This is a genomic window from Oscillibacter sp. ER4, assembly GCF_000765235.1.
Lineage (GTDB): Bacteria > Bacillota > Clostridia > Oscillospirales > Oscillospiraceae > Hominicoprocola > Hominicoprocola fusiformis.
This window is the reverse complement of record NZ_JPJG01000014.1, coordinates 25654-44649: the sequence shown is the minus strand read 5'-3', so window position 1 is coordinate 44649 and position 18996 is coordinate 25654. Positions and strand designations below refer to the sequence as shown.

The following is an 18996-nucleotide window of genomic DNA, read 5'->3' as shown; positions in this document are numbered from 1 at the left end:
CGCTTCATGCGGCGCTCGCCGTGATATGCAGGGAGGGACGGGCGAAATCGCCCGCCCCTCTCATTTGTGCTTTTCAGATGCGCTTGCTTTTTTAAAAGCGGCTTAGCCGTTGGCGGCAGCGTACTGCGTGGCCCAGCCGTCGACAAACGCGGTCTTGACGAGCTCCCAGTTGGCATCGCTCTGGTCGGCGTCGTACTGGTTCATCGCGGAGACGAGCGCAGCGCGGTAAGCATCAACGTTCGGCTGGAAGTTGGTGACCCAGGGCATGATGTAGTTGCCGTTGGTGGTGTAGTCGTTGGCGTCGGCGAGGAAGCCGTTGGTGGATTCGGCAGCCTGCTTATAGGGCATGGCGGCGAATTCATCGACCAGCATACGGGAGACCTCGGGATCGGTGACCATCCAGTTCATGAATTCGAGCGTGGCCTGAATGTCTTCCTCGGAAGCCTTGGCGTTGACAGCCCAGCAGTTCTCGGTGCCGCAGTTGAGACCCGCGTTCTCTTCGCCCGCAACACCGCAGTAGAACGGGATCATGGACAGGTTGTCAAGACCGTACTGACCGTCGCCGGTACCGGTGAGCTTGGCCCACTCCCAGGAGCCGTTCTGATAGAACACGGCCTGCTCCTTGCCGAACTCATCCGCCGCGTCAAAGCCGCCGGCAGCGAGATCAGCAGGATTCACGGCGCTGTTGTTGATGTACAGATCCCACAGGTTCTTGTAGTTCTGCATGTAGGTACCCTTGATGGAAGACGGGCATTCCTTCCAGGCGTCGGGATCGTCCACGGACTCGTAGTAATACTCGAGGTTCGCGAGGTGGCCGGTGAAGCGCCAGCTGGAATCGTCGCTCATGGAAGAGGAGGTGAAGGCGTCGAAGCCGAGCTCGGAAGCACGAGCGTGGATGTCCTCAGCGACGGCCTTGAGAGTCTCAAAGTTCGTGATGTCGCCAAGCGTGTAGCCGGCCTTTTCGAGCAGATCTTCGTTGACGATGATGCCGTAGCACTCATAGCAGTAGCCGATGGAGCAGAGCTTGCCGTCGGCGTCATAGAGGTTGTAGGCGTCGGTGTTGAGCTCGTTGGCAACGGCGGTGCCGCTCAGGTCATAGCAGTAGTCGCCCCAGGTGCCGACAGCGGCCTGGTTGCCCACGACGAACAGCGTCGGGGGAGCGGACTTGTCCATCTCGGCAGTCAGGGTCTCGTTGTAGGTGCCGGAAGCGGCGGTCACGACGGTGACGGGCACGCCGGTCTTCTCGGTGTACATGGCGGCGACCTTCTGCAGGGTCTCGTCGGCTTCGGGCTTGAAGTTCAGCCAGTAGACGCGGCCGGAGGCGGTATCGCCGTCGCTGTTGTCAGCGGAGTCATCCTTCTTATCGCCGCAGGCGACGAGAGAAAGCGCCATGACAAGAGCAAGGATCATTGCAAGATACTTTTTCATTTCATCAATACTCCTTTTCAAATTTATTTTCACGCGGTTCCCGCGGGAAAATCAGTGCTTGAGCTGCCGCACGGACGCGCCCTCGCGCAGCGCGGTCGGCAGAGTGACGTGGCGATGAACGCCGCGTCCCTCGATGATGTCGAGCAGAATCTCGACGCTCGCCTTTCCCATGGCGGTCATGGGCTGGCAGAGGGTGGTGAGCATGGGATGAATGTATTCCGAGACGCTGATGCCGTCGATGGCGATGACGGAGCAGTCCTCAGGGATGGAGCGGCCGCTTTCGCGCAGGGCGCGCATCGCGCCGATGGCCATGTCGTCCGCGATGGCGAACACGGCGGTAAAATCGGCGGGGGAGCGCAGACGCTTTTGCATGGCGGCATAGGCGTTGGCAATGGTGAAGTCTTCGGCACAGATCAGGTCCTCCGGATGCTCCGTGAGACCAAAATCGCGCAGCGCGCGCTGATAGCCAAGGTAACGGAGCTGGGAGATAGAGCTGTCGTCGGGATCGGCGGTCAGCACGGCGATGCGGCGGTGACCGTTTTTGTAGAGCTCGCTGACCGCGCGGTAGGCCTCCTGCTCGTCGGCGATGGAGACGGAGGAGTACGATTCCGGCGGAAGCGTGCCGTAGGAGTTGGTGTAGGAGCAGCAGACATAGGGCACGCCGAGAAGCGAAACCTCTTCGGGCGAATAATCGCTGCGCCCGCCGAGGAAGATAATGCCGCGCAGGCGCTTTTCCTTTTCCATCACCGCACCGCACTGAATCTCGTCGTCGCCCGATGGGATCTGGCGCATGACCATCGTGTAGCCCGAGGCGTCGAGCTTCTGCTCGATGGCGTGGATGATGTCGGTGTAGAAGGGGTTCTGCACACCGCGCACCACAAGGCCGACCGCGTCAGAACGAATTTTGACGAGGTCGCGCGCGCTGTTGTTCGGCACATACCGGTGCGCCTCGATGACGGCGCGGACCCGTCTGCGGGAATCCTCACTCACGTCCGGACGGTCGTTGAGCACACGGGAGACGGTGCTGACGCTCACGTCTGCGAGCTTTGCAATATCCTTGATGGTCATGCCGACGCGCCCCCTGCGATGATTCCGGAAACCTTACCGGTAACGTTTCCAATCCATGCTTACAGCATAGCCCCCACAGCGGACAAAGTCAAATGAAACTTGCTGTTTGTGGTAAAAATGGGGGAAACGCACAAGAAATGTGCACCGATCATTGACAAAACAGCCAAAGGATCAGAGAATAGCTCTCTTAACGTTCAGCTTATGACGTGCCTGTACCGCTTTATGAGCGGCTTATAGCAAAATGTGGGCCAAAATCGGCGTTTCTGTGCAGAAACGAAAAAATTTCCCGTTTTCCGCCGCTATGCGGCAGAAAACGGGAAACGATCTGTGGTTAAAAAAGCCTTACTTGAGCAGCAGCTCCGCGATCTGGATGGTGTTGGTGGCAGCGCCCTTGCGGACCTGGTCGCCGCAGCACCAGAGGTTCAGACCGCGCTCGTCGGTCAGGTCCTCACGAATGCGGCCGACATAGACGATGTCCTGATCGGACGTGTCGAGCGGCATGGGGTAGACCTTGTTCTTGAGGTCGTCGACGAGCTTGCAGCCCGGGGCGTTTGCGATGAGCTCCTTGGCACGCTCGACGCTGATCTTCTCCTTCGTGCGCAGCACGACGGAAACGCTGTGGCTGCGGATGACGGGCACGCGCGCGCAGGTACAGCTGACCTTCATCTCGGGCAGGTGGAGGATCTTGCGGCCCTCGTTCTGCATCTTCATCTCCTCGCTGGTGTAGCCCTCGAAGGCCTCGCCGCCGATCTGGGGGATGATGTTGTACGCGATCTGATACTGGAAGACCTTGGGCTCAAGGTGCTTGCCCTCGGAAAGTGCCTTGACCTCATTGTTGAGCTCGTCGATGCCGCCCTTGCCCGCGCCGCTGACGGCCTGGTAGGAAGAGGCGATGATCGTCTCGATGGGGCTCTCCTTGGCGAGGGCGTTAATGGCCACGAGGGTCACGATGGTGGTGCAGTTGGGGTTCGAGATGATGCCCTTGTGCCACTTCACGTCCTCGGGGTTGATCTCGGGGATGACAAGGGGGACGTTCGGGTCGAGACGGAACGCGCTCGAATTGTCGACGAACACCGCGCCCGCCTTGACGATCGAAGGGGCAAAACGCTCGGCGATGTCGTTCTCGGCCGCGCCGAGGACGATATCAAGGCCCTCAAACGCGTCGTCAGACGCCTCGACGATGGTGCACTCCTGACCGCGGAACATGATTTTGCTGCCCGCGCTTCTGGCGCTTGCGATGGGACGAAGGGACGCAACGGGGAAGTTGCGCTCTTCGAGAATTTTGATCATTTCCTGACCGACGGCGCCGGTGGCGCCGAGAATACCGACATTGACCTGTTTCATACTACATTCTCCTTCACAAAACTATTGTACAGGACACGGATGGCCTGTTCGAAATCTTTTTCTTCCACGCCCACGATGATGTTGAGCTCTTCAGGGCCCTGCGTGATCATGCGGATGTTCACGCCGTTTTCGCCGAGCTTGGCGAAAATCTTACCGGAAACGCCGGGACGGTACGCCATCTTGCGGCCAACGGCGGCGACAATGGCGATGTGCTCCGTTACGGTTATCTTATTCGGCTGTACCTCTTTTTGCAGCTCGCCCAGCATTTCGTAGAGTGAGCGGGACACCTTGTCGGACGAGACGACGAGCGAGACGTTGTCGATGCCGGACGGCAGATACTCGACGTTGACCTCATGCTTGGCGAGCACGTTGAGAATTTTCAGGAGAGAGCCCGGTTCGCTCGACATGCCGGTCTTGGCGATGGTGATGATGGAAAAGCCCTTCTTGCCGGCGATGCCGGTGATGAAGCCGCCCTCCTCCATCTCGTCGCCGATGGATTCCATAATCATTGTGCCGGGATGGTCGGGCGCGTTGGTGTTGCGGATGTTGAGCGGGATGTTCTTCTCGCGCACGGGGAAGATCGTGCCCTCGTGCAGGACCTGCGCGCCGATGTAGCTCAGCTCGCGCAGCTCGCTGTAGGTCACGCGGCGGATGGGCTCGGGATCGTCGACGATGCGCGGGTCGGCCATCAGGATGCCGGAGACGTCCGTCCAGTTCTCATATACGTCCGCGCCGAGCGCCGCCGCCGCGAGCGCGCCGGTGATGTCACTGCCGCCGCGGGAGAATGTGCGGATGTGCCCGTCGGGCATCACGCCGTAGAAGCCCGGGATGACGACCCTGCGGTCCTCAGCGAGGGAACGCAGCGCCTCGTAGGACGCATCCTGATCGACGGTGCCGTCGAACTTGAACTTGATCCAGCGGGCCGCGTCGACGAACTCATAGCCGAGGTATTCGGCCATCAGCCGTGCGGAGAAGTATTCGCCGCGCGAGGCGAGCTCATCCTGGCTGATGCCATTTTTCATCTTGTCCCACAGCGCGTCGAACTCTTTGTCGAGGCTGATGTGCAGGCCACATTCGGCGATGATCTCGTTGTAGCGGTCACGAATCATGGCGAAGATGTCCTCGCACGAAACGCCGTATTTGATGTGCGCGGCGCAGAGATAGAGAAGATCGGTGATCTTATGGTCGCCGGAGAAGCGCTTACCCGGCGCGGAGACGATGACCACGCGGCGGGCGGGGTCGGCTTCCACGATGGACTTGACCTTGGCGAACTGGCGGGCGTCAGCGAGCGACGAACCGCCGAATTTCAAAACTTTGAGCATGGAGTTTATTCCTCTTCGGCCGCGTAGCGCGCAAGCAGCGCGTGCGGGTCGTCCTTTCGGTAAGATTCATAGGCGTCGAACGCCTCGCGGGCGCTGCACTCGCGGGTAAAGTATTCGCCCATGCAGCGGAACAGCCACTTGCACTGCGTGCCGGATAGGTTCACCGAGCAGGGGGTGAAAGAGTCAGCATAGAAGCTGCGGCAGCCGTCGGCGACGTCGAGACAGTCGCGCAGCACGTTCGAGCCGGTCGGGTAGCCGCCTGCGCCCGCGCCGGAAAAGCTCTGCTTGCCAAAGCGCGATGCGAACAGCGTGACGAGGTTGCCGGTGCCGTCGGTATGCGCCTCGGGCGCGGAGGAGGGGAAAAGCGTCGGGCAGACGAACGCGGCCACGGCACGGCCGTTTTTCTCCGCTCGGGCAATGAGCTTGTAGGTCAGGCCCTCGTCCTTCGCCTTGGCGATGTCGCCCGCGGTGATGGACGAGATACCGACACAGGGGATGTCCTCTTCCCTGATGTTCACGCCGAAGGCAAGGTCAGCGGAGAGGACGATCTTGCGGCGCGCGTCCAGACCCTCGACATCTGCGGTGGGGTCGGCCTCGGCGTAGCCGAGCTCCTGCGCCTTTTGCAGCGCGGGCGCATAATCCGCGCCGGAATTCGTCATGGCGGAAAGCATGTAATTCGTTGTGCCGTTCAGAATGCCCTCGACGGCCTTGATCTCATCGAGCTCGGACGCGCGGGAGAGGGAGGTGAGCCAGGGGATGCCGCCGCCCGCGGCGGCGGTGCAGCGCAGCGCCACGCCCTTTTCCCTAGCAAGGGAGGTGAGCTCTTCGAAGTGGGCGCACATGAGCTGCTTGTTCGCGGTGACGACGTGCTTGCCCGCACGCATGGCCGCGCAGAGGTAGCTGTACGCCGGCTCGATGCCGCCCATGACTTCCACCACAATATCAATCGAGGGATCGCGCACGATCTCGTCGTAATCGGCGGTCACGGTGCATGTGAGCTCCGGGCGGGGACGGCGGGAGAGAACAGCTGCAACATGCAGATCGGTTCGCCCCTCGCACAGCTTATAAAAATGGGAACCGACGGTGCCGAAGCCCAGTAGCGCAATATTCACGGGGAATGACCTTCTTTCTTTTTTGGATACTCCGTCAAGTGCGGACGAATTTGTGACTTACGCCGAAACTGTCCGCCGAAGAAAAACACTTGACTTTTTGATGGAAACAATATAACATAGCGTTTGTGAAAATACAATAGGGAAAACAAAAAACTTTTCCCGTGAGATACAGGAGGAAACATCCATGCAGTATCAGAGCACCCGTGACAAAAATTTAAAGGCCAGCAGCGCGCAGGCCATCTTAAACGGCCTTGCCCCCGACGGCGGCCTCTACACGATGCCGTCGTTTGACGAGGTCAAGTTCGACTATACTACTGTATTAAATATGGACACGATGTCCATGTCGACGAAGATCTTATCCAAGCTCCTGCCCGACTTTTCGGAAGCGGAGATGGCAAAGCTCGTCCACGACGGCTATACCGGCAAGTTCGAGACCGACCACCTGACCCCGACCGTCCCCGTCGGTGAGAACTTCATCCTCGAGCTTTTCCGCGGGCCGACGAGCGCTTTTAAGGATGTGGCGCTCTCGATGCTGCCGCGCCTGATGACCGCGTCGAAGGAAAAGCTCGGCGTGGACGATGAGATCCTGATCCTGACCGCCACGTCCGGCGACACCGGCAAGGCGGCGATGGAGGGCTTCTGCGATGTGACGGGCACGAAGATCATCGTCTTCTACCCCCACGGCGGCGTGAGCGCCGTGCAGCAGGCGCAGATGGCGACGCAGGCGGGCGAAAACGTCTGCGTGTGCGCGGTACGCGGCAACTTCGACGATGCGCAGACCGGCGTGAAGAAAATTTTCTCCGCCGTCAGTAAGGATCAGCTGCTCGAGGGCAAGGGCGTTCGCCTATCCTCGGCCAACTCCATCAACATTGGCCGCCTCGCCCCGCAGGTCGTCTATTATTATAGAGCGTACGCCGACCTCGTGCAGGCGGGCCGCATCCAGCCGGGCGACAAGGTCGACTACGTCGTGCCGACCGGCAACTTCGGCGATATCCTCGCAGGCTACTTTGCCAAGGAGATGGGACTCCCCGTCGGCAAGCTCGTGTGCGCGTCCAACGCCAACAATGTGCTGACCGACTTCCTGCGCACGGGCCGCTATGACCGCCGCCGCCCCTTCTACAAGACCGTGTCCCCCTCGATGGACATTCTCGTCTCCAGTAACTTGGAGCGCCTGCTCTATCTCCTCTCCGGCGACGACAAGCTCATCGCGGATTTAATGAAGCAGCTCAGCGAAAACGGTGAGTACGAGGTGCCCGCGGACATGCTCGAAAAGCTGCACGAGCTCTTCTGGGCAGGCTTCTGCGGCGACGAGGGTGCGAAAACCGCCATCGGCAAGGTCTGGAAGGACGACCATTACCTCTGCGACACGCACACGGCGGTCGCCTGGGACGTGGCGCAGCAGTACAAGCAGGCGAACCCCGAGCACAACGCCGTCGTCGTGCTCTCCACTGCCTCTCCTTATAAATTCCCCGCCGCCGTGCTCGAGGGCATCGGCGAAAAGGCCGAGGGCGACGAGTTCGACGTGATGGAGCAGCTCCACAAGGTCACGGGCGTGCCCGTGCCGAAGAATCTTGCCGACCTACGCTCCCGCGCGGTGCGTCACCGCGACGTGATCGACCGCGGCGAGATGCTCGACTACGTGCTCGGCAAGGCCGCGGCGGAAAAGTGATAAAGGAGAATAAACATGTATATTACCTGCCTTGATATGGAGGGCGTGCTCGTCCCCGAAATTTGGATCGAATTTGCCCGCGAGAGCGGCATTCCCGAGCTGACGCGCACCACGCGCGACGAGCCGGACTACGACAAGCTGATGAAATGGCGCCTGGGTGCGCTCCGCGAGCACGGCCTGGGACTCAAGGAAATCCAGGAGACTATCGCGCGCATTGACCCGCTGCCGGGGGCGAAAGAATTCCTCGACAAGCTGAGATCTGAGACGCAGGCCATCATTTTGAGCGACACCTTTGAGGAATTTGCACAACCGCTGATGAAAAAACTCGGCTGGCCGACCATTTTCTGCAACTCTCTCGAGGTGGACACCGACGGATTCATCAGCGGCATCAAGATGAGATGCGAGCATTCCAAGCTTACGACCGTGCGCGGCCTTCAGTCCATCGGCTTTGAGACCATCGCCAGCGGCGACAGCTACAACGACCTCGAAATGATCGAAGCGTCCAAGGCGGGCTTCCTGTTCCGCACGACGGAAAAGATCAAGCACGACTACCCGCATCTGCCCGCTTTTGAGGGCTACGACGAGCTTTTAGCGGCCATCGAGCAGGTCATCCGCGCATAAGGGAAAAACAAATATCCAGCTCGAATGAAATAACATTCATTCAAAATTTGTTCATTTTGACGATTGACTTTTTTCTCCAAAAAATTATTATAATCAGGCGAAACGCAGGGGAAATTCTCCTGCAAGGCAAACATTTGTAATAAAATAGGAGGAGAAAAATGTTTAGCTTTCTGATCTGCCTCGCATTGCTGATCGGCGGCTACTTCGTTTACGGTGGCATCGTCGAAAAGACCTTCGGCCCTGACGACCGTGAAACGCCGGCTGTCAAGATCAACGATGGCGTGGACTACATGGTTCTGCCGCAGTGGAAGCTGTTTATGATCCAGCTTCTGAACATCGCGGGTCTCGGCCCTATCTTCGGCGCTTTGAGCGGCGCTCTGTGGGGCCCTGTGGTTTTCCTGTGGATCACTTTCGGTACGATTTTTGCCGGTGCGGTTCACGACTATTTCTCCGGTATGATGAGCGAGCGTAACGAAGGCGCTTCCATCTCCGAGATCTCCGGTATCTACCTCGGCGGCGCGATGAAGAACGTCATGCGTGTGTTCAGCGTGGTGCTGCTCGTCATGGTCGGTACGGTCTTTGCGGTCGGCCCTGCCGGTCTGATCCAGCTGCTGTTCACCAACGGCGGCAGCACCGGCATTGTGGCCAGCAAGCTGTTCTGGCTGGCCCTGATCCTGATCTATTACTTCATCGCAACGTTCCTGTCCATCGACAAGATCATCGGTAAGATTTACCCCCTGTTCGGTATCTGCCTGATCATTATGGCGCTCGGCGTGGCTCTGGGTATCTTCACCAAGGGCTATGAGATCCCCGAGATCTGGAACAACTTTGCCAACCTCCACCCGCAGGGTACTCCGATCTGGAGCTTCATGTTCATCACCGTCGCCTGCGGCGCGATCTCCGGCTTCCATGCCACGCAGAGCCCCCTGATGGCTCGCTGCATGAAGAGCGAGAAGCAGGGCCACTTCGTCTTCTACGGCGCAATGGTCTCTGAGGGTATCATCGCTCTGATCTGGGCTGCTGCCGGCTGCGCTCTCTACACCGGCGAAGAGCTCCTCGCTCTCGGCGGCGGCGGTTCCACCGCTGTTTACGATGTCTGCTCCAAGACCATGGGCGGCGTGGGCATCGCGCTCGCCATGCTCGGCGTTATCGCCTGCCCCATCACCTCCGGTGATACGGCGTTCCGTTCTGCCCGTCTTGTTCTGGCCGACTGGTTCCACATGGAGCAGAAGAGTTGGAAGAACCGTCTGATCCTCTGCGTGCCCGTCCTCGGCGTCGGCGCAATCCTCGGCATCGGCAACGCCCTCGGCAAGATCGACTACACCATCATTTGGCGTTACTTCAGCTGGACGAACCAGACCCTCGCCATGATCGTTCTGTGGGCCGCTTCCATGTACCTCTTCTATGATAAGAAAAACTACTGGATCACCGCTGTTCCCGCTACCTTCATGAGCGCTGTGTCCGTGACGTACTTCCTGCTGGGCAACGAGTGCCTCGGCCAGTTCCTGAATACCAAGACTGCTGACGGCGCTACCATTTACAACACTGCGGTCGCTTACCCCGTCGGTATCATCGCCGCTATCTTGTTCCTTGGCATCTTCCTGTACACCATCAAGAAGCGCCACACCCAGCCTCACTACGAGACGCTGCACAAGTAAACTATTCGTAGAGCGGTGGGAGAATGCTCTCCCACCGCTTTTTTCAAATTTTGGAGGAGCTTTATGATTTTTGCACCTGTGTGCCTTGGCGAAACGAGTCTCAACGCCGAAGCTGTCGCCGCGGACAAGAAGTCCTGCAAGCGTTTCGGCCCCTGCGGCGTGGGGAAAGAGGCGCTGTTTTTGAATAGCTATTTTATCGACCGGCGCTACTATGTCGCCTTTTCGTCGGTGCGCCGCGTCTTCAAGCGCGTGGCGATGAGCCAGGGCGGCTTTTCGGGCAAGGGCGTGTTCGGCGCGATCCCATACCTTGTGGTGCAGTATGACGGCGGGAGGGAAAAGCAGTGTACCTTCAAGCGCGAGGAAGACGTGGACGCGATGCTCGCCTATATCGGGGAAGTGCATCCCGAGATCCCGACGCTGAGCGTCGGCGGCGAGCAGCGCTTGGAGCAGAAGGCAAAGGAAGAGGCTGCGCGCTATCTTTCCGAGCTGACGAGCGACGCGCAGAGCGCGAAAGAAGAGCTGGAAAAGGCGCAGAAGTTCCTCTCCGGTTACCCTGAGCTGACAGGGCAGCTCTCCAAGGCGGCCAGAGCCAAGCGAGTGAACCAGCATACGAACCCCGCCTACCGCTGGGTCGCGCTGGCCATCGTGCTGGCGGGCGCAGCGGCGCTGGTGTACGGCATCATCTCATGGCGCAACGGCGGAGATTTCGGCATGTATTTTGCCCTCTTCGGCTTTGCTGCGATCTTTTTCTTCTCGGGCGCGCACGTGCTGCCCACGGCGAAGAACAACAAAAAGGCCGTCGCCCGCGCCTGGGAAGAGGCACAGGCCAACCTTGCCCACGTCCTGCCGGACGATTTTCCGCTGCCGGCGCGCTATGCGCACCCTGTTGTTCTCACGCGCATGATCCGCATCCTGCGCGAGGGCCGCGCCCAGAGCGCAGATGAGGCGCTCGAGGTGCTCAAGACCGACCTCAAGGCGCTCAACGCCGACGTGCAGGTCTCGCAGGAGGAATACGACGAGGTCGTCGCTATCAAGTCGATGTTCCTGCTGAGCGATTATCAGTGAGCGTATATCGATTCATTTCGTCAAAAAGCCCGTGGATTTTGCAAACCCATGGGCTTTTTTCTGTCGCCTGGCAAGTGAATATAAGAGCGGTAAAAGAAAAATGCTTGCAAAGTGATTGCTTTGCAAGCATTTTTTATCTCTTTTTGCTCTTTGCCGTGGGCTTTGGCTTGGCCCAGCCGGATTTGCGCTTAAAGTTTTTCGGCTTGTCAGTGCCGCTGCTCTTCGGGCTCTGCCCGCCGCGGGGCGCGGCGGAGGGCTTTTTGCCGCCGCCGGATTTGCCGTGCGGCATCGCGCGGTCATCGCCGTACGGGCGGACAAGGCACTTCGGCCCGTAGCCGATGAGATCCTCGCGTCCGGCCTTTTTGAGCGCCTCGATGACGAGCTTTTTCTTGTCGGGGCGGAACCACTGGAGCAGCGCGCGCTGCAATTCCTTGCCGTGCGGCGTCGTCTCGGCGAAGACAGGTGTCATATCGCGCGGGTCGATGCCGGTGTAGTACATGCAGGTCGAGAGCGTACCGGGCGTGGGGTAGAAGTCCTGCACCTGCTCGGGCTTATGCCCCGTGGAGTGCAGGAATTCCGCGAGCTGCACGGCGTCCTCGAGCGTGCAGCCGGGGTGGGACGACATGAGGTAGGGAACGAGATACTGCTCGCGCCCGTTCTTTTCGTTCACGGAGCGGTACTTGTCCCAGAATTTTTCAAACACGTCGAAGTGCGGCTTTCCCATGTAGTCGAGCACGCCCGCCACGCAGTGCTCGGGCGCGACCTTGAGTTGGCCGGAGATGTGGTACTTGACGAGCTCGGACAGAAAGGGACTTCCCTTGTCCTCAAGCAGATAGTCATACCGGATGCCCGAGCGGACGAAGACCTTCTTCACGCCGGGGATCGCGCGAAGACGACGCAGCAGCTCGACATATTCCGAGTGGTCGGGATCGAGATTTTTGCAGGGGTAGGGGGCGAGGCAGTTTTTGTTGCGGCACATGCCGCGCTTCAGCTGATCCTTGCACGACGGATGGCGGAAGTTGGCGCTCGGACCGCCGACGTCGTGGACGTATCCTTTGAACTTCGGGTCGCGGGTAAAGCCCTCGACCTCGCGCACGCAGGATTCAATCGAGCGCGAGGTGATCATGCGCCCCTGATGGAACGCCAGCGAGCAGAAGTTGCATCCGCCGAAGCACCCGCGGTTGTGCGCGACGGAAAAGCGCACCTCCTCGATGGCGGCGACGCCGCCGAGAGCGTCGTACATCGGGTGCACCTCGCGCATGTAGGGGAGCTCAGCGACCTCGTCGAGCTCTTCGCGCGAAAGCGGCATCGCGGGCGGATTGACGACGAGCGTGTCACGCCCGTGCGCCTGCCAGAGCGCTTTGCCGCGAATGGGGTCGTGCTCCTCGTATTCGAGCTTTGTCGCGAGCGCGTAGGCGTGCTTGTCCCCGCACACCTCTTCATATGACGGGCACTCGACATGGTCGAAGGCGCAGACTTCGGGCGTGCGCGTCACAAACGCCGTGCCGCGAATATCTGTCAAGGCATCTGCCTTTTCGCCCTTGGAGAGCCGGCGCGCAATCTCGCGTGTGGCGTATTCGCCCATGCCGTAGACGAGCAGGTCTGCCTGTGCGTCGAAAATGAGCGCGCGGCGGACCTTGTCATCCCAGTAGTCGTAGTGCGCAAAGCGGCGCAGGCTTGCCTCCAGTCCGCCGACGACGATGGGGATATTGCCGAAGGCCTCGCGGCAGCGGTTGGCGTACACGATGGTCGGGCGGTCGGGCCGCAGGCCCATCCGGTTGCCGGGGGAGTAGAGGTCCTGCGTGCGGCGCTTTTTCGCCGCCGTGTAGTGCGCGACCATCGAGTCGATGTTGCCGCCGCCGATCATCACGCCGTAGCGCGGACGGCCCATCGCGCGGAAAGCGTCCGCGCTGTGCCAGTCCGGCTGGGCGAGCACGGCCACGCGGTAGCCCTCGGCCTCCAGAACACGCGCGATGATCGCTGTGCCGAAGCTCGGATGGTCGATATACGCGTCCGCCGTGACAACAAGGAAATCATAGTAGTACCAGCCGCGCTCGACCATCTCGTCCTTCGAGACCGGCAGAAAAGCCTTTTCGATCTTTTTTTTCTTCATTGTTCGATAACTTCCTGCAATCTCTTCCAGCAGGATTCCTCATCGTATTCATAATTCTTCTCAAAAGTGACGCTTTCCGCATCCTCGCAGACGGGGTGGAAGCCCCACTTTTCCGCGCAGTGGAGGCCGACCAAATTGCTCTTAGCGATGCGGCCGGTCGAGAGGATGGAGCAGCCATGCGAGCGCGCGTAAGAGAGTGCCTGACCGACGAGCTTTTCGCCGAGGTCGCGCTTCTGCGCGTCCTCTTCGAGCCAGAATTCGCCGATCGTGCCCACACCGCTGCGGCAGGAGACAACGCTGACCGCGCCGATGACATCGCCGCCGTGCATCACGTCGAAGTGTCCGCTTTCGCCCGAGGAGCGGTAGTAGATGCCGCCCTCAAAGCCCTTCGGGTCGTTGACCCACGGCTGCTTGCGGATGGTGGCGATGTCATCGCCGAGGTGGGACGCGTCGTCGCGGAAGACGACATTAAAACTCCCGTTTTCGTATTCGAGCTTGGCGACGGCAGTATTTTCCGCGTGGCCGGTCCTGTCGATCTCGTGCAGCGTCATGCCCTGAAGTGTGCCGACAATGATGCGCATTGCCATGCCGTGGGAGAAAACGGCGACGGTCTCGTTGGGATGCGCCTTGGCGATATCGGTGAGGACCTTGCGCATGCGGTCGCGGACCTCGGCAAAGCTCTCGCAGCCGTCGACGTGCCATTTCTGCGAATCGTTGCTGAAATAGGCGAGCTGCTCGGGATCGGTGCGCTCAAGCTCGGCCCAGGGCGTATCCTCCCAATAGCCGACGTCGATCTCGCGCAGGGCACGGACAGTGCGCAGCGGCAGGCCGTGCGTTTTATAGATGGCAAGCGCCGTGATCATCGTGCGGAAGCGGTCGCTTGAGTAAACGGCGTCGAATTTTGTATCGGCAAAGCGCTTTGCGAGCGCGGCGATCTGGCGGTAGCCGCGGTCGGTGATGATGCTGTTGTACCAGCCGTGCGCGCGGCGATAGAGGTTGCCTTCTGCCTCGGCGTGGCGGATGAGATAAATCGTGGTCATATGGTTCTCCTTCATGCTTACTTTTTCTCATTTTCATTATAGGCCGAAAAGAGGCATTCAGCAAGGGCGATTTGCGGCAAAAATTGCCGCGTATGACGCGATCTTGTGTGGACAGACTAAGCGCGTGAGCAAAGGAGTGATCGATATGTGTGATACCGCATTCTGGCGCGGTATGGCTGCCGGCATGGCCGCCGGCGCGATCATCGGCATGACCGTCGCAGAAAAGCGCAAAGCCATGAAGACCTGCGTGGGCCGCACCATGCAGCAGATGGGTACCGCCGTGGACGGCGCGCTGAGCGACTTAATGCACCGGTGAAATAGACGCGAGAGCGCAAAGAAAGGGCGGGAGCTTTAGCTCCCGCCCTTTCTCATTATTTCCTTGCCATCCTGCTTGTTTTTATCCTTAGATGACGCCGTACTCCTTGAGGAGCTTTTCGATGTCGGTGCCTTCGATCTTGCCGAGGGCCTTCTTGACGGCCATCTTTTCCATGAAACCCATGTCCATGTCGGTGGCCTTCTTGCCGTCGCGCAGCTTGACGGTGGCGTTGAGCAGATCGCGCACATCATACACGCTGCCCCAGACCTCAGGCACGCCGCGGTCGACGTTCAGCAGCGTATAGACGGCCTCCATGCCGGTGCGCATGGAATACTCGGTGGTGAAGATCGTGTCGCGCGGGGTCTCGGCAAACTGACCGAGGAAGGCGAAGTTGACGCTGCCCTCGGGCACGACGTTCGGGCGGTCGCCATAGGCGCGCGGCATGAAGAACGCGTCGATATACGGCATCATGACGGGCACGGTGTTGGCACTGTTCGTCGCGAGCTCTTCGATCTGGTCCTCGGGCACGCCGATGTGGTACAGCCACTCCATGCAGATCTCCTTGCCGGTGCACTCGCGCATGGGCTTTTTGATATAATCGCCCGGCTTGTCGGTGAAGAGGGAGTAGACCCAGACGAGGCAGTGGTCCTTGGGCTGCGTGCGGAACTGCGGCTGGCGGTTGATGGTCCAGCTCATCAGCCAGGAGGAATCCTTCACGGTGACGATGCCGCCGGTGACGACGTGGCCGGTGAACGGGTCGCGCTTGCAGATGTTCTTGATATAGGGGATGATCTTCTGGTCGAGGGTCTCGACGGTCGCGCTCATCCAGTTGGTCTGCTCGGGGTCATGGCAGAACTTGTCGGGATGACCGAAGGACGGGTCCTGCGCGGCGATCTTGCGCCACATATCCCAGCCGCCGCCCTCTTTGAGCTCGGTGTTGAACTGGGCGGGGGTGTTCTGGCTGCCCATGGAGGAATTCTCGACGCAGCCGCCGTTGGTGATGAAAACGAGGTCGTTCTCGGTGAGGTCGATGGCCTCCTTCTTGCCCTCACGGATCACGTCGATGCGCTTAGCCAGCTTGTGCTTGGGGTCAGAGCAGTCGAATTCGACATTTGCGACCTGCACGCCGTAGTGGAACTGAACGTTGTGGCTCTCAAGGTACTTGACCATCGGGAGGATCATGGACTCGTACTGGTTATACTTCGTGAAGCGCAGCGCTGTGAAGTCGGGCAGGCCACCGATGTGGTGGATATATCGCTGGATATAGAGCTTCATCTCGAGCGCGCTGTGCCAGTTTTCAAAGGCGAACATCGTGCGCCAATAGAGCCAGAAATTGGAATTCAGGACCTCGTCATCGAAGAAGTCGGTGATCTTCTTGTCCTGCAGCTGCTCGTTGGGGGTGAAGAAGAGCTTCATGATCTCCATCGCGCCCTTGTCGGAGATGTCGAACTTGCCGTCGGTGTGCGCGTCCTGACCGCGGTTGACGGTCGCGCGGCAGAGGGAATAGTTGGGGTCTTCCTTGTTGAGCCAGTAGTACTCGTCGAGCACGCTCACGCCCTCCGTCTCGATGGAGGGGATGGAGCGGAACAGGTCCCACATGACCTCGAAATGGTTGTCCATCTCGCGGCCACCGCGCATCACGTAGCCGAGGTTTTCGAACTTGTAGCCGTCGCACGCGCCGCCGGGCAGATCACCCTTTTCGAGCACGTGCACGTGCTCACCCTTCATCTGGCCGTCACGCACGAGGTAGCAGGCGGCAGTCAGCGCGGCGAGGCCGCTGCCGACGATATAGGCGGACTTGTTGTCCACGCCTTCGGGCTTCTTAGGACGGGCGAACGCTTCATAGTTACCGCTGGAATAATACATAAATCATTTCTCCTTTCAAACTGTCTGTGAAACCGCTGATCCACGAAACACATTCAACCTTGGGAATCAACGGTATGTTTTCCTTTCGATGGTGAAAGCATACCGCGGTTTTGCGAAAAGAACAATCAGCAGAAATCGGGCGATGATAAGAAACTTATCACCGCCCGAAAAGCTGTAAAAATTTTTATCATTCTGCCGCTTTTGATGAAAGCAGGGAAACCGTCACGCCTTATCGATGCGCAGCCGCTCGAGCGCGGCACGGACATTGCCGTGGATGACGAGCTCAAGCCGGTCGACAAGCTGCTGCGGGTCGCCCTTCATGTCGTTTTTGATCCAGTCGAGCATCAAACCAACGAAAGCGTACTTGTAGACCGTCGCGATGAAGGCCTTGTCCTCGTCACGCACGCTCATGCCCTGCGCCTGCTCCTCGACCACGCCCTCGAGCAGATCGTAGGTGACCTTGTAGAGGTAATTTTCCACCTGCTCGCGGCTGAAGGAGTGGTAGACATTCATAATGAAGGGCTTGTTGTCCTGCACGGCCTTAAAGAGCTGCAAAAAGCCCTGCTGCCACGTCTCATAGGTCTTGTTGCCTGCGAGCGCCTTGCTGGCGTCCTCCTGACACGACCATTCGACAAGGTCGTAAATGTCCTTGAAGTGGTAGTAAAACGTCATGCGGTTGATGCCGCAGTCCTCCGTGATATCGCTGATGGTGATCTTGCTCAGGGGCTTTTGCAGCAGCAGATTTTTGAGCGACGCCTCGAGCGCGCGTTTGGTCACCTGTGACATGGCGGTCTCCTCTTTCTATCAGGAATAATCGGTTATTTTCATCATACCATGGAAAGCGGCGGAAATGGGAGAAGTTTTTGTAAATTCTCCACTGAATCAAAAAAGAGGACGCTTATCGTCCTCTTTTTCAATTCAGTTTATGCTGTCCTGGACCGCTTCTTCAAACCGCATGGTGAGATTCGGATTCTCCTCTGCGCTGTCATTGAGCACGCGGCGGAAGGCGTTGGCGCGGCGACCGAGCAGCTCGTCAAGCGCCGAAGTGCCGCGGACGATCAGCTCCGTCGGCTCATTCAGGTCCGTCAGGCAGTCGTGCAGGGCGTCGAGATTGCCGCCGTACCACGCGGGAAAGTGAAGACCCTCCGCGAGCGCGCGGTGCAGGTCTTCAGCGGTCTCGCAGGCGGAGACATCTAATACAAAGCGCATGGCCGTCACTCCTCTCCGTACAGCAGTTCAAAGGTCTCGTAGTGGTCTTCGGTGTAGTAAATGAGGCCGTCGTTTGAGAAGACGATGCGTTTGCCCCCGCGCGAATCCGCGCCCAGCGTGTCGATGTCGCATTCGGTGTAGGTGCGTCCGTCCGCCTCGGGCAAGAGACCTTCGTAGTTGCCGAACCGGCTGCCGCCAATGCACTTGCCCGGCGCGTAGGGCTCGAGCGATCCGCCCGGCCAGCCGAGGGCCTGGGCATCTTTCTTGGTGATGAAGTTGTCCGGTAAATGTCCGTAGGTGTGGATATAGAGCGCGACGTCGTCCTTGGTTGTGTAGGCACCGTCCTCGTCGATCTGAGGGGCGGATGCATCGTCGTCGCTTAGCGTATCGGCGTCTTCGGACGGTGCGTTCTGCGCATCCTGCTGCTCCTGCTGCGGCAAGTTGGTTTCGTCCTGCACCGGCGCACCCGCGCCGCAGCCGACGAGCGAGAAGAGCATCACGAGCGCGAGCAGCCATGCGGTCAGTTGTTTCTTCATTGGGAATCCTCCTGTGGTGATTTTCTCCATCATAGCACGGCTGCGGGCAAAAATCCAGCACGCGCGGCGGTTGACTTCGCGCGCCGTTGTGAGTACGATAGGGGGAACGACCGGCAAGTCGGAATGGATCAAAAAGCAAAGGAGATAGAAACAATGACGATTGAAGAGCGCGCCGAGCTGGCGGTGGAAACATTTGCCGCGGGAAAGGGCAACTGCACCCAGTCGGTGCTGTGCGCGTGGGAGGATAAAATTCCAGTCAACCACGATACGTTGATGAAGCTCGGCGCGGGTTACGGCGCGGGCATGGGCTGCATGCAGGCCACCTGCGGCGCGCTGATCGGCGCGGTGATGGCCGCGGGCAGCGTGACGGACGGCAAGGGCACGCCGCGCACGGCCCGCAGCATCCTTACGAGCTTTCAGGAAAAGAGCGGCGCGACGATCTGCAAGGACTTAAAGGGCGTGGAGACCGGCAAGGCCCTCTGTCCATGCGCGCAGTGCGTCCGCAACGCCGTCCTCGCCGCAGGAGAGATGCTGGGGGAGTAAAGGGAGAAAAGCCCAGTTCACTGAGAGCGCTGAGTAAAAAATAAAACCACCATCGAAAGATGGTGGTTTTATTTGGCGCAGCAGGA

The 18996-nt window shown here is 59.4% G+C and carries 17 protein-coding genes; 6 read left to right on the top strand and 11 right to left on the bottom strand.

Annotated elements, in window-relative coordinates:
* Positions 1 to 102: 102 nt before the first annotated feature.
* The 5 genes from NI20_RS0102425 to NI20_RS0102405 form a co-directional block, all read right to left on the bottom strand.
* Entirely contained in the window at positions 103 to 1428 is a 1326-nt protein-coding gene (locus tag NI20_RS0102425) for an ABC transporter substrate-binding protein (protein WP_033119853.1), read from the bottom strand.
* A gap of 51 nt (positions 1429 to 1479) precedes the next feature.
* Entirely contained in the window at positions 1480 to 2496 is a 1017-nt protein-coding gene (locus NI20_RS0102420; RefSeq protein ID WP_033119852.1) for a LacI family DNA-binding transcriptional regulator, read from the bottom strand.
* Positions 2497 to 2838: 342 nt separating this feature from the next.
* Positions 2839 to 3840: an aspartate-semialdehyde dehydrogenase gene (locus tag NI20_RS0102415; RefSeq protein WP_033119851.1), complete on the bottom strand. Its 1002-nt coding sequence runs from the start codon at positions 3838 to 3840 to the stop codon at positions 2839 to 2841.
* A complete protein-coding gene (locus tag NI20_RS0102410) occupies positions 3837 to 5162 on the bottom strand; it encodes an aspartate kinase (protein WP_033119850.1) in 1326 nt (441 codons plus the stop codon). Before NI20_RS0102410 ends, NI20_RS0102415 begins: the two co-directional genes overlap by 4 nt.
* Positions 5163 to 5167: 5 nt before the next feature.
* Entirely contained in the window at positions 5168 to 6274 is a 1107-nt protein-coding gene (locus NI20_RS0102405) for a homoserine dehydrogenase (protein ID WP_052084371.1), read from the bottom strand.
* A gap of 184 nt (positions 6275 to 6458) precedes the next feature.
* Here NI20_RS0102405 and thrC point away from each other — a divergent pair, with 184 nt between their 5' ends.
* The 4 genes from thrC (at position 6459) to NI20_RS0102385 (ending at position 11287) form a co-directional block, all read left to right on the top strand.
* Positions 6459 to 7943, top strand: coding sequence for a threonine synthase (gene thrC, locus NI20_RS0102400; protein WP_033119849.1), 1485 nt, complete (start codon positions 6459 to 6461; stop codon positions 7941 to 7943).
* A gap of 15 nt (positions 7944 to 7958) precedes the next feature.
* Positions 7959 to 8564: a bifunctional phosphoserine phosphatase/homoserine phosphotransferase ThrH gene (gene thrH / locus NI20_RS0102395; RefSeq protein ID WP_033119848.1), complete on the top strand. Its 606-nt coding sequence runs from the start codon at positions 7959 to 7961 to the stop codon at positions 8562 to 8564.
* A gap of 158 nt (positions 8565 to 8722) precedes the next feature.
* The gene (locus tag NI20_RS0102390; protein ID WP_033119847.1) at positions 8723 to 10222 is read left to right on the top strand and encodes a carbon starvation protein A; all 1500 of its coding nucleotides are present in this window, start codon (positions 8723 to 8725) and stop codon (positions 10220 to 10222) included.
* A gap of 63 nt (positions 10223 to 10285) precedes the next feature.
* A complete protein-coding gene (locus NI20_RS0102385) occupies positions 10286 to 11287 on the top strand; it encodes an ATPase P (RefSeq protein WP_033119846.1) in 1002 nt (333 codons plus the stop codon).
* Between the two features lie 133 nt (positions 11288 to 11420).
* Here the strand turns inward: NI20_RS0102385 and NI20_RS0102380 are convergent, their stop codons facing one another.
* Together NI20_RS0102380 and NI20_RS13980 are read right to left on the bottom strand one after the other, a co-directional pair.
* Positions 11421 to 13400, bottom strand: coding sequence for a YgiQ family radical SAM protein (locus NI20_RS0102380; protein ID WP_033119845.1), 1980 nt, complete (start codon positions 13398 to 13400; stop codon positions 11421 to 11423).
* A complete protein-coding gene (locus NI20_RS13980; protein WP_052084370.1) occupies positions 13397 to 14440 on the bottom strand; it encodes a bifunctional histidine phosphatase family protein/GNAT family N-acetyltransferase in 1044 nt (347 codons plus the stop codon). Before NI20_RS13980 ends, NI20_RS0102380 begins: the two co-directional genes overlap by 4 nt.
* 145 nt (positions 14441 to 14585) lie before the next feature.
* Here NI20_RS13980 and NI20_RS15305 point away from each other — a divergent pair, with 145 nt between their 5' ends.
* Positions 14586 to 14756, top strand: coding sequence for a hypothetical protein (locus NI20_RS15305; RefSeq protein WP_177610585.1), 171 nt, complete (start codon positions 14586 to 14588; stop codon positions 14754 to 14756).
* Between the two features lie 87 nt (positions 14757 to 14843).
* Here the strand turns inward: NI20_RS15305 and NI20_RS0102370 are convergent, their stop codons facing one another.
* The 4 genes from NI20_RS0102370 to NI20_RS0102355 form a co-directional block, all read right to left on the bottom strand.
* A complete protein-coding gene (locus tag NI20_RS0102370; RefSeq protein ID WP_033119844.1) occupies positions 14844 to 16622 on the bottom strand; it encodes an oleate hydratase in 1779 nt (592 codons plus the stop codon).
* Between the two features lie 222 nt (positions 16623 to 16844).
* Positions 16845 to 17408: a TetR/AcrR family transcriptional regulator gene (locus NI20_RS0102365; RefSeq protein ID WP_033119843.1), complete on the bottom strand. Its 564-nt coding sequence runs from the start codon at positions 17406 to 17408 to the stop codon at positions 16845 to 16847.
* A gap of 132 nt (positions 17409 to 17540) precedes the next feature.
* Entirely contained in the window at positions 17541 to 17831 is a 291-nt protein-coding gene (locus NI20_RS0102360) for a barstar family protein (protein ID WP_052084369.1), read from the bottom strand.
* Between the two features lie 5 nt (positions 17832 to 17836).
* The gene (locus NI20_RS0102355) at positions 17837 to 18367 is read right to left on the bottom strand and encodes a ribonuclease domain-containing protein (RefSeq protein WP_033119842.1); all 531 of its coding nucleotides are present in this window, start codon (positions 18365 to 18367) and stop codon (positions 17837 to 17839) included.
* 153 nt (positions 18368 to 18520) lie between these two features.
* On the opposite strand from NI20_RS0102355, the gene NI20_RS0102350 reads away from it, so the two are divergent.
* Positions 18521 to 18910 (top strand): C-GCAxxG-C-C family protein, encoded by a 390-nt coding sequence (locus NI20_RS0102350; RefSeq protein WP_033119841.1) that lies wholly within the window; start codon positions 18521 to 18523, stop codon positions 18908 to 18910.
* The last annotated feature ends 86 nt before the right edge of the window (positions 18911 to 18996 follow it).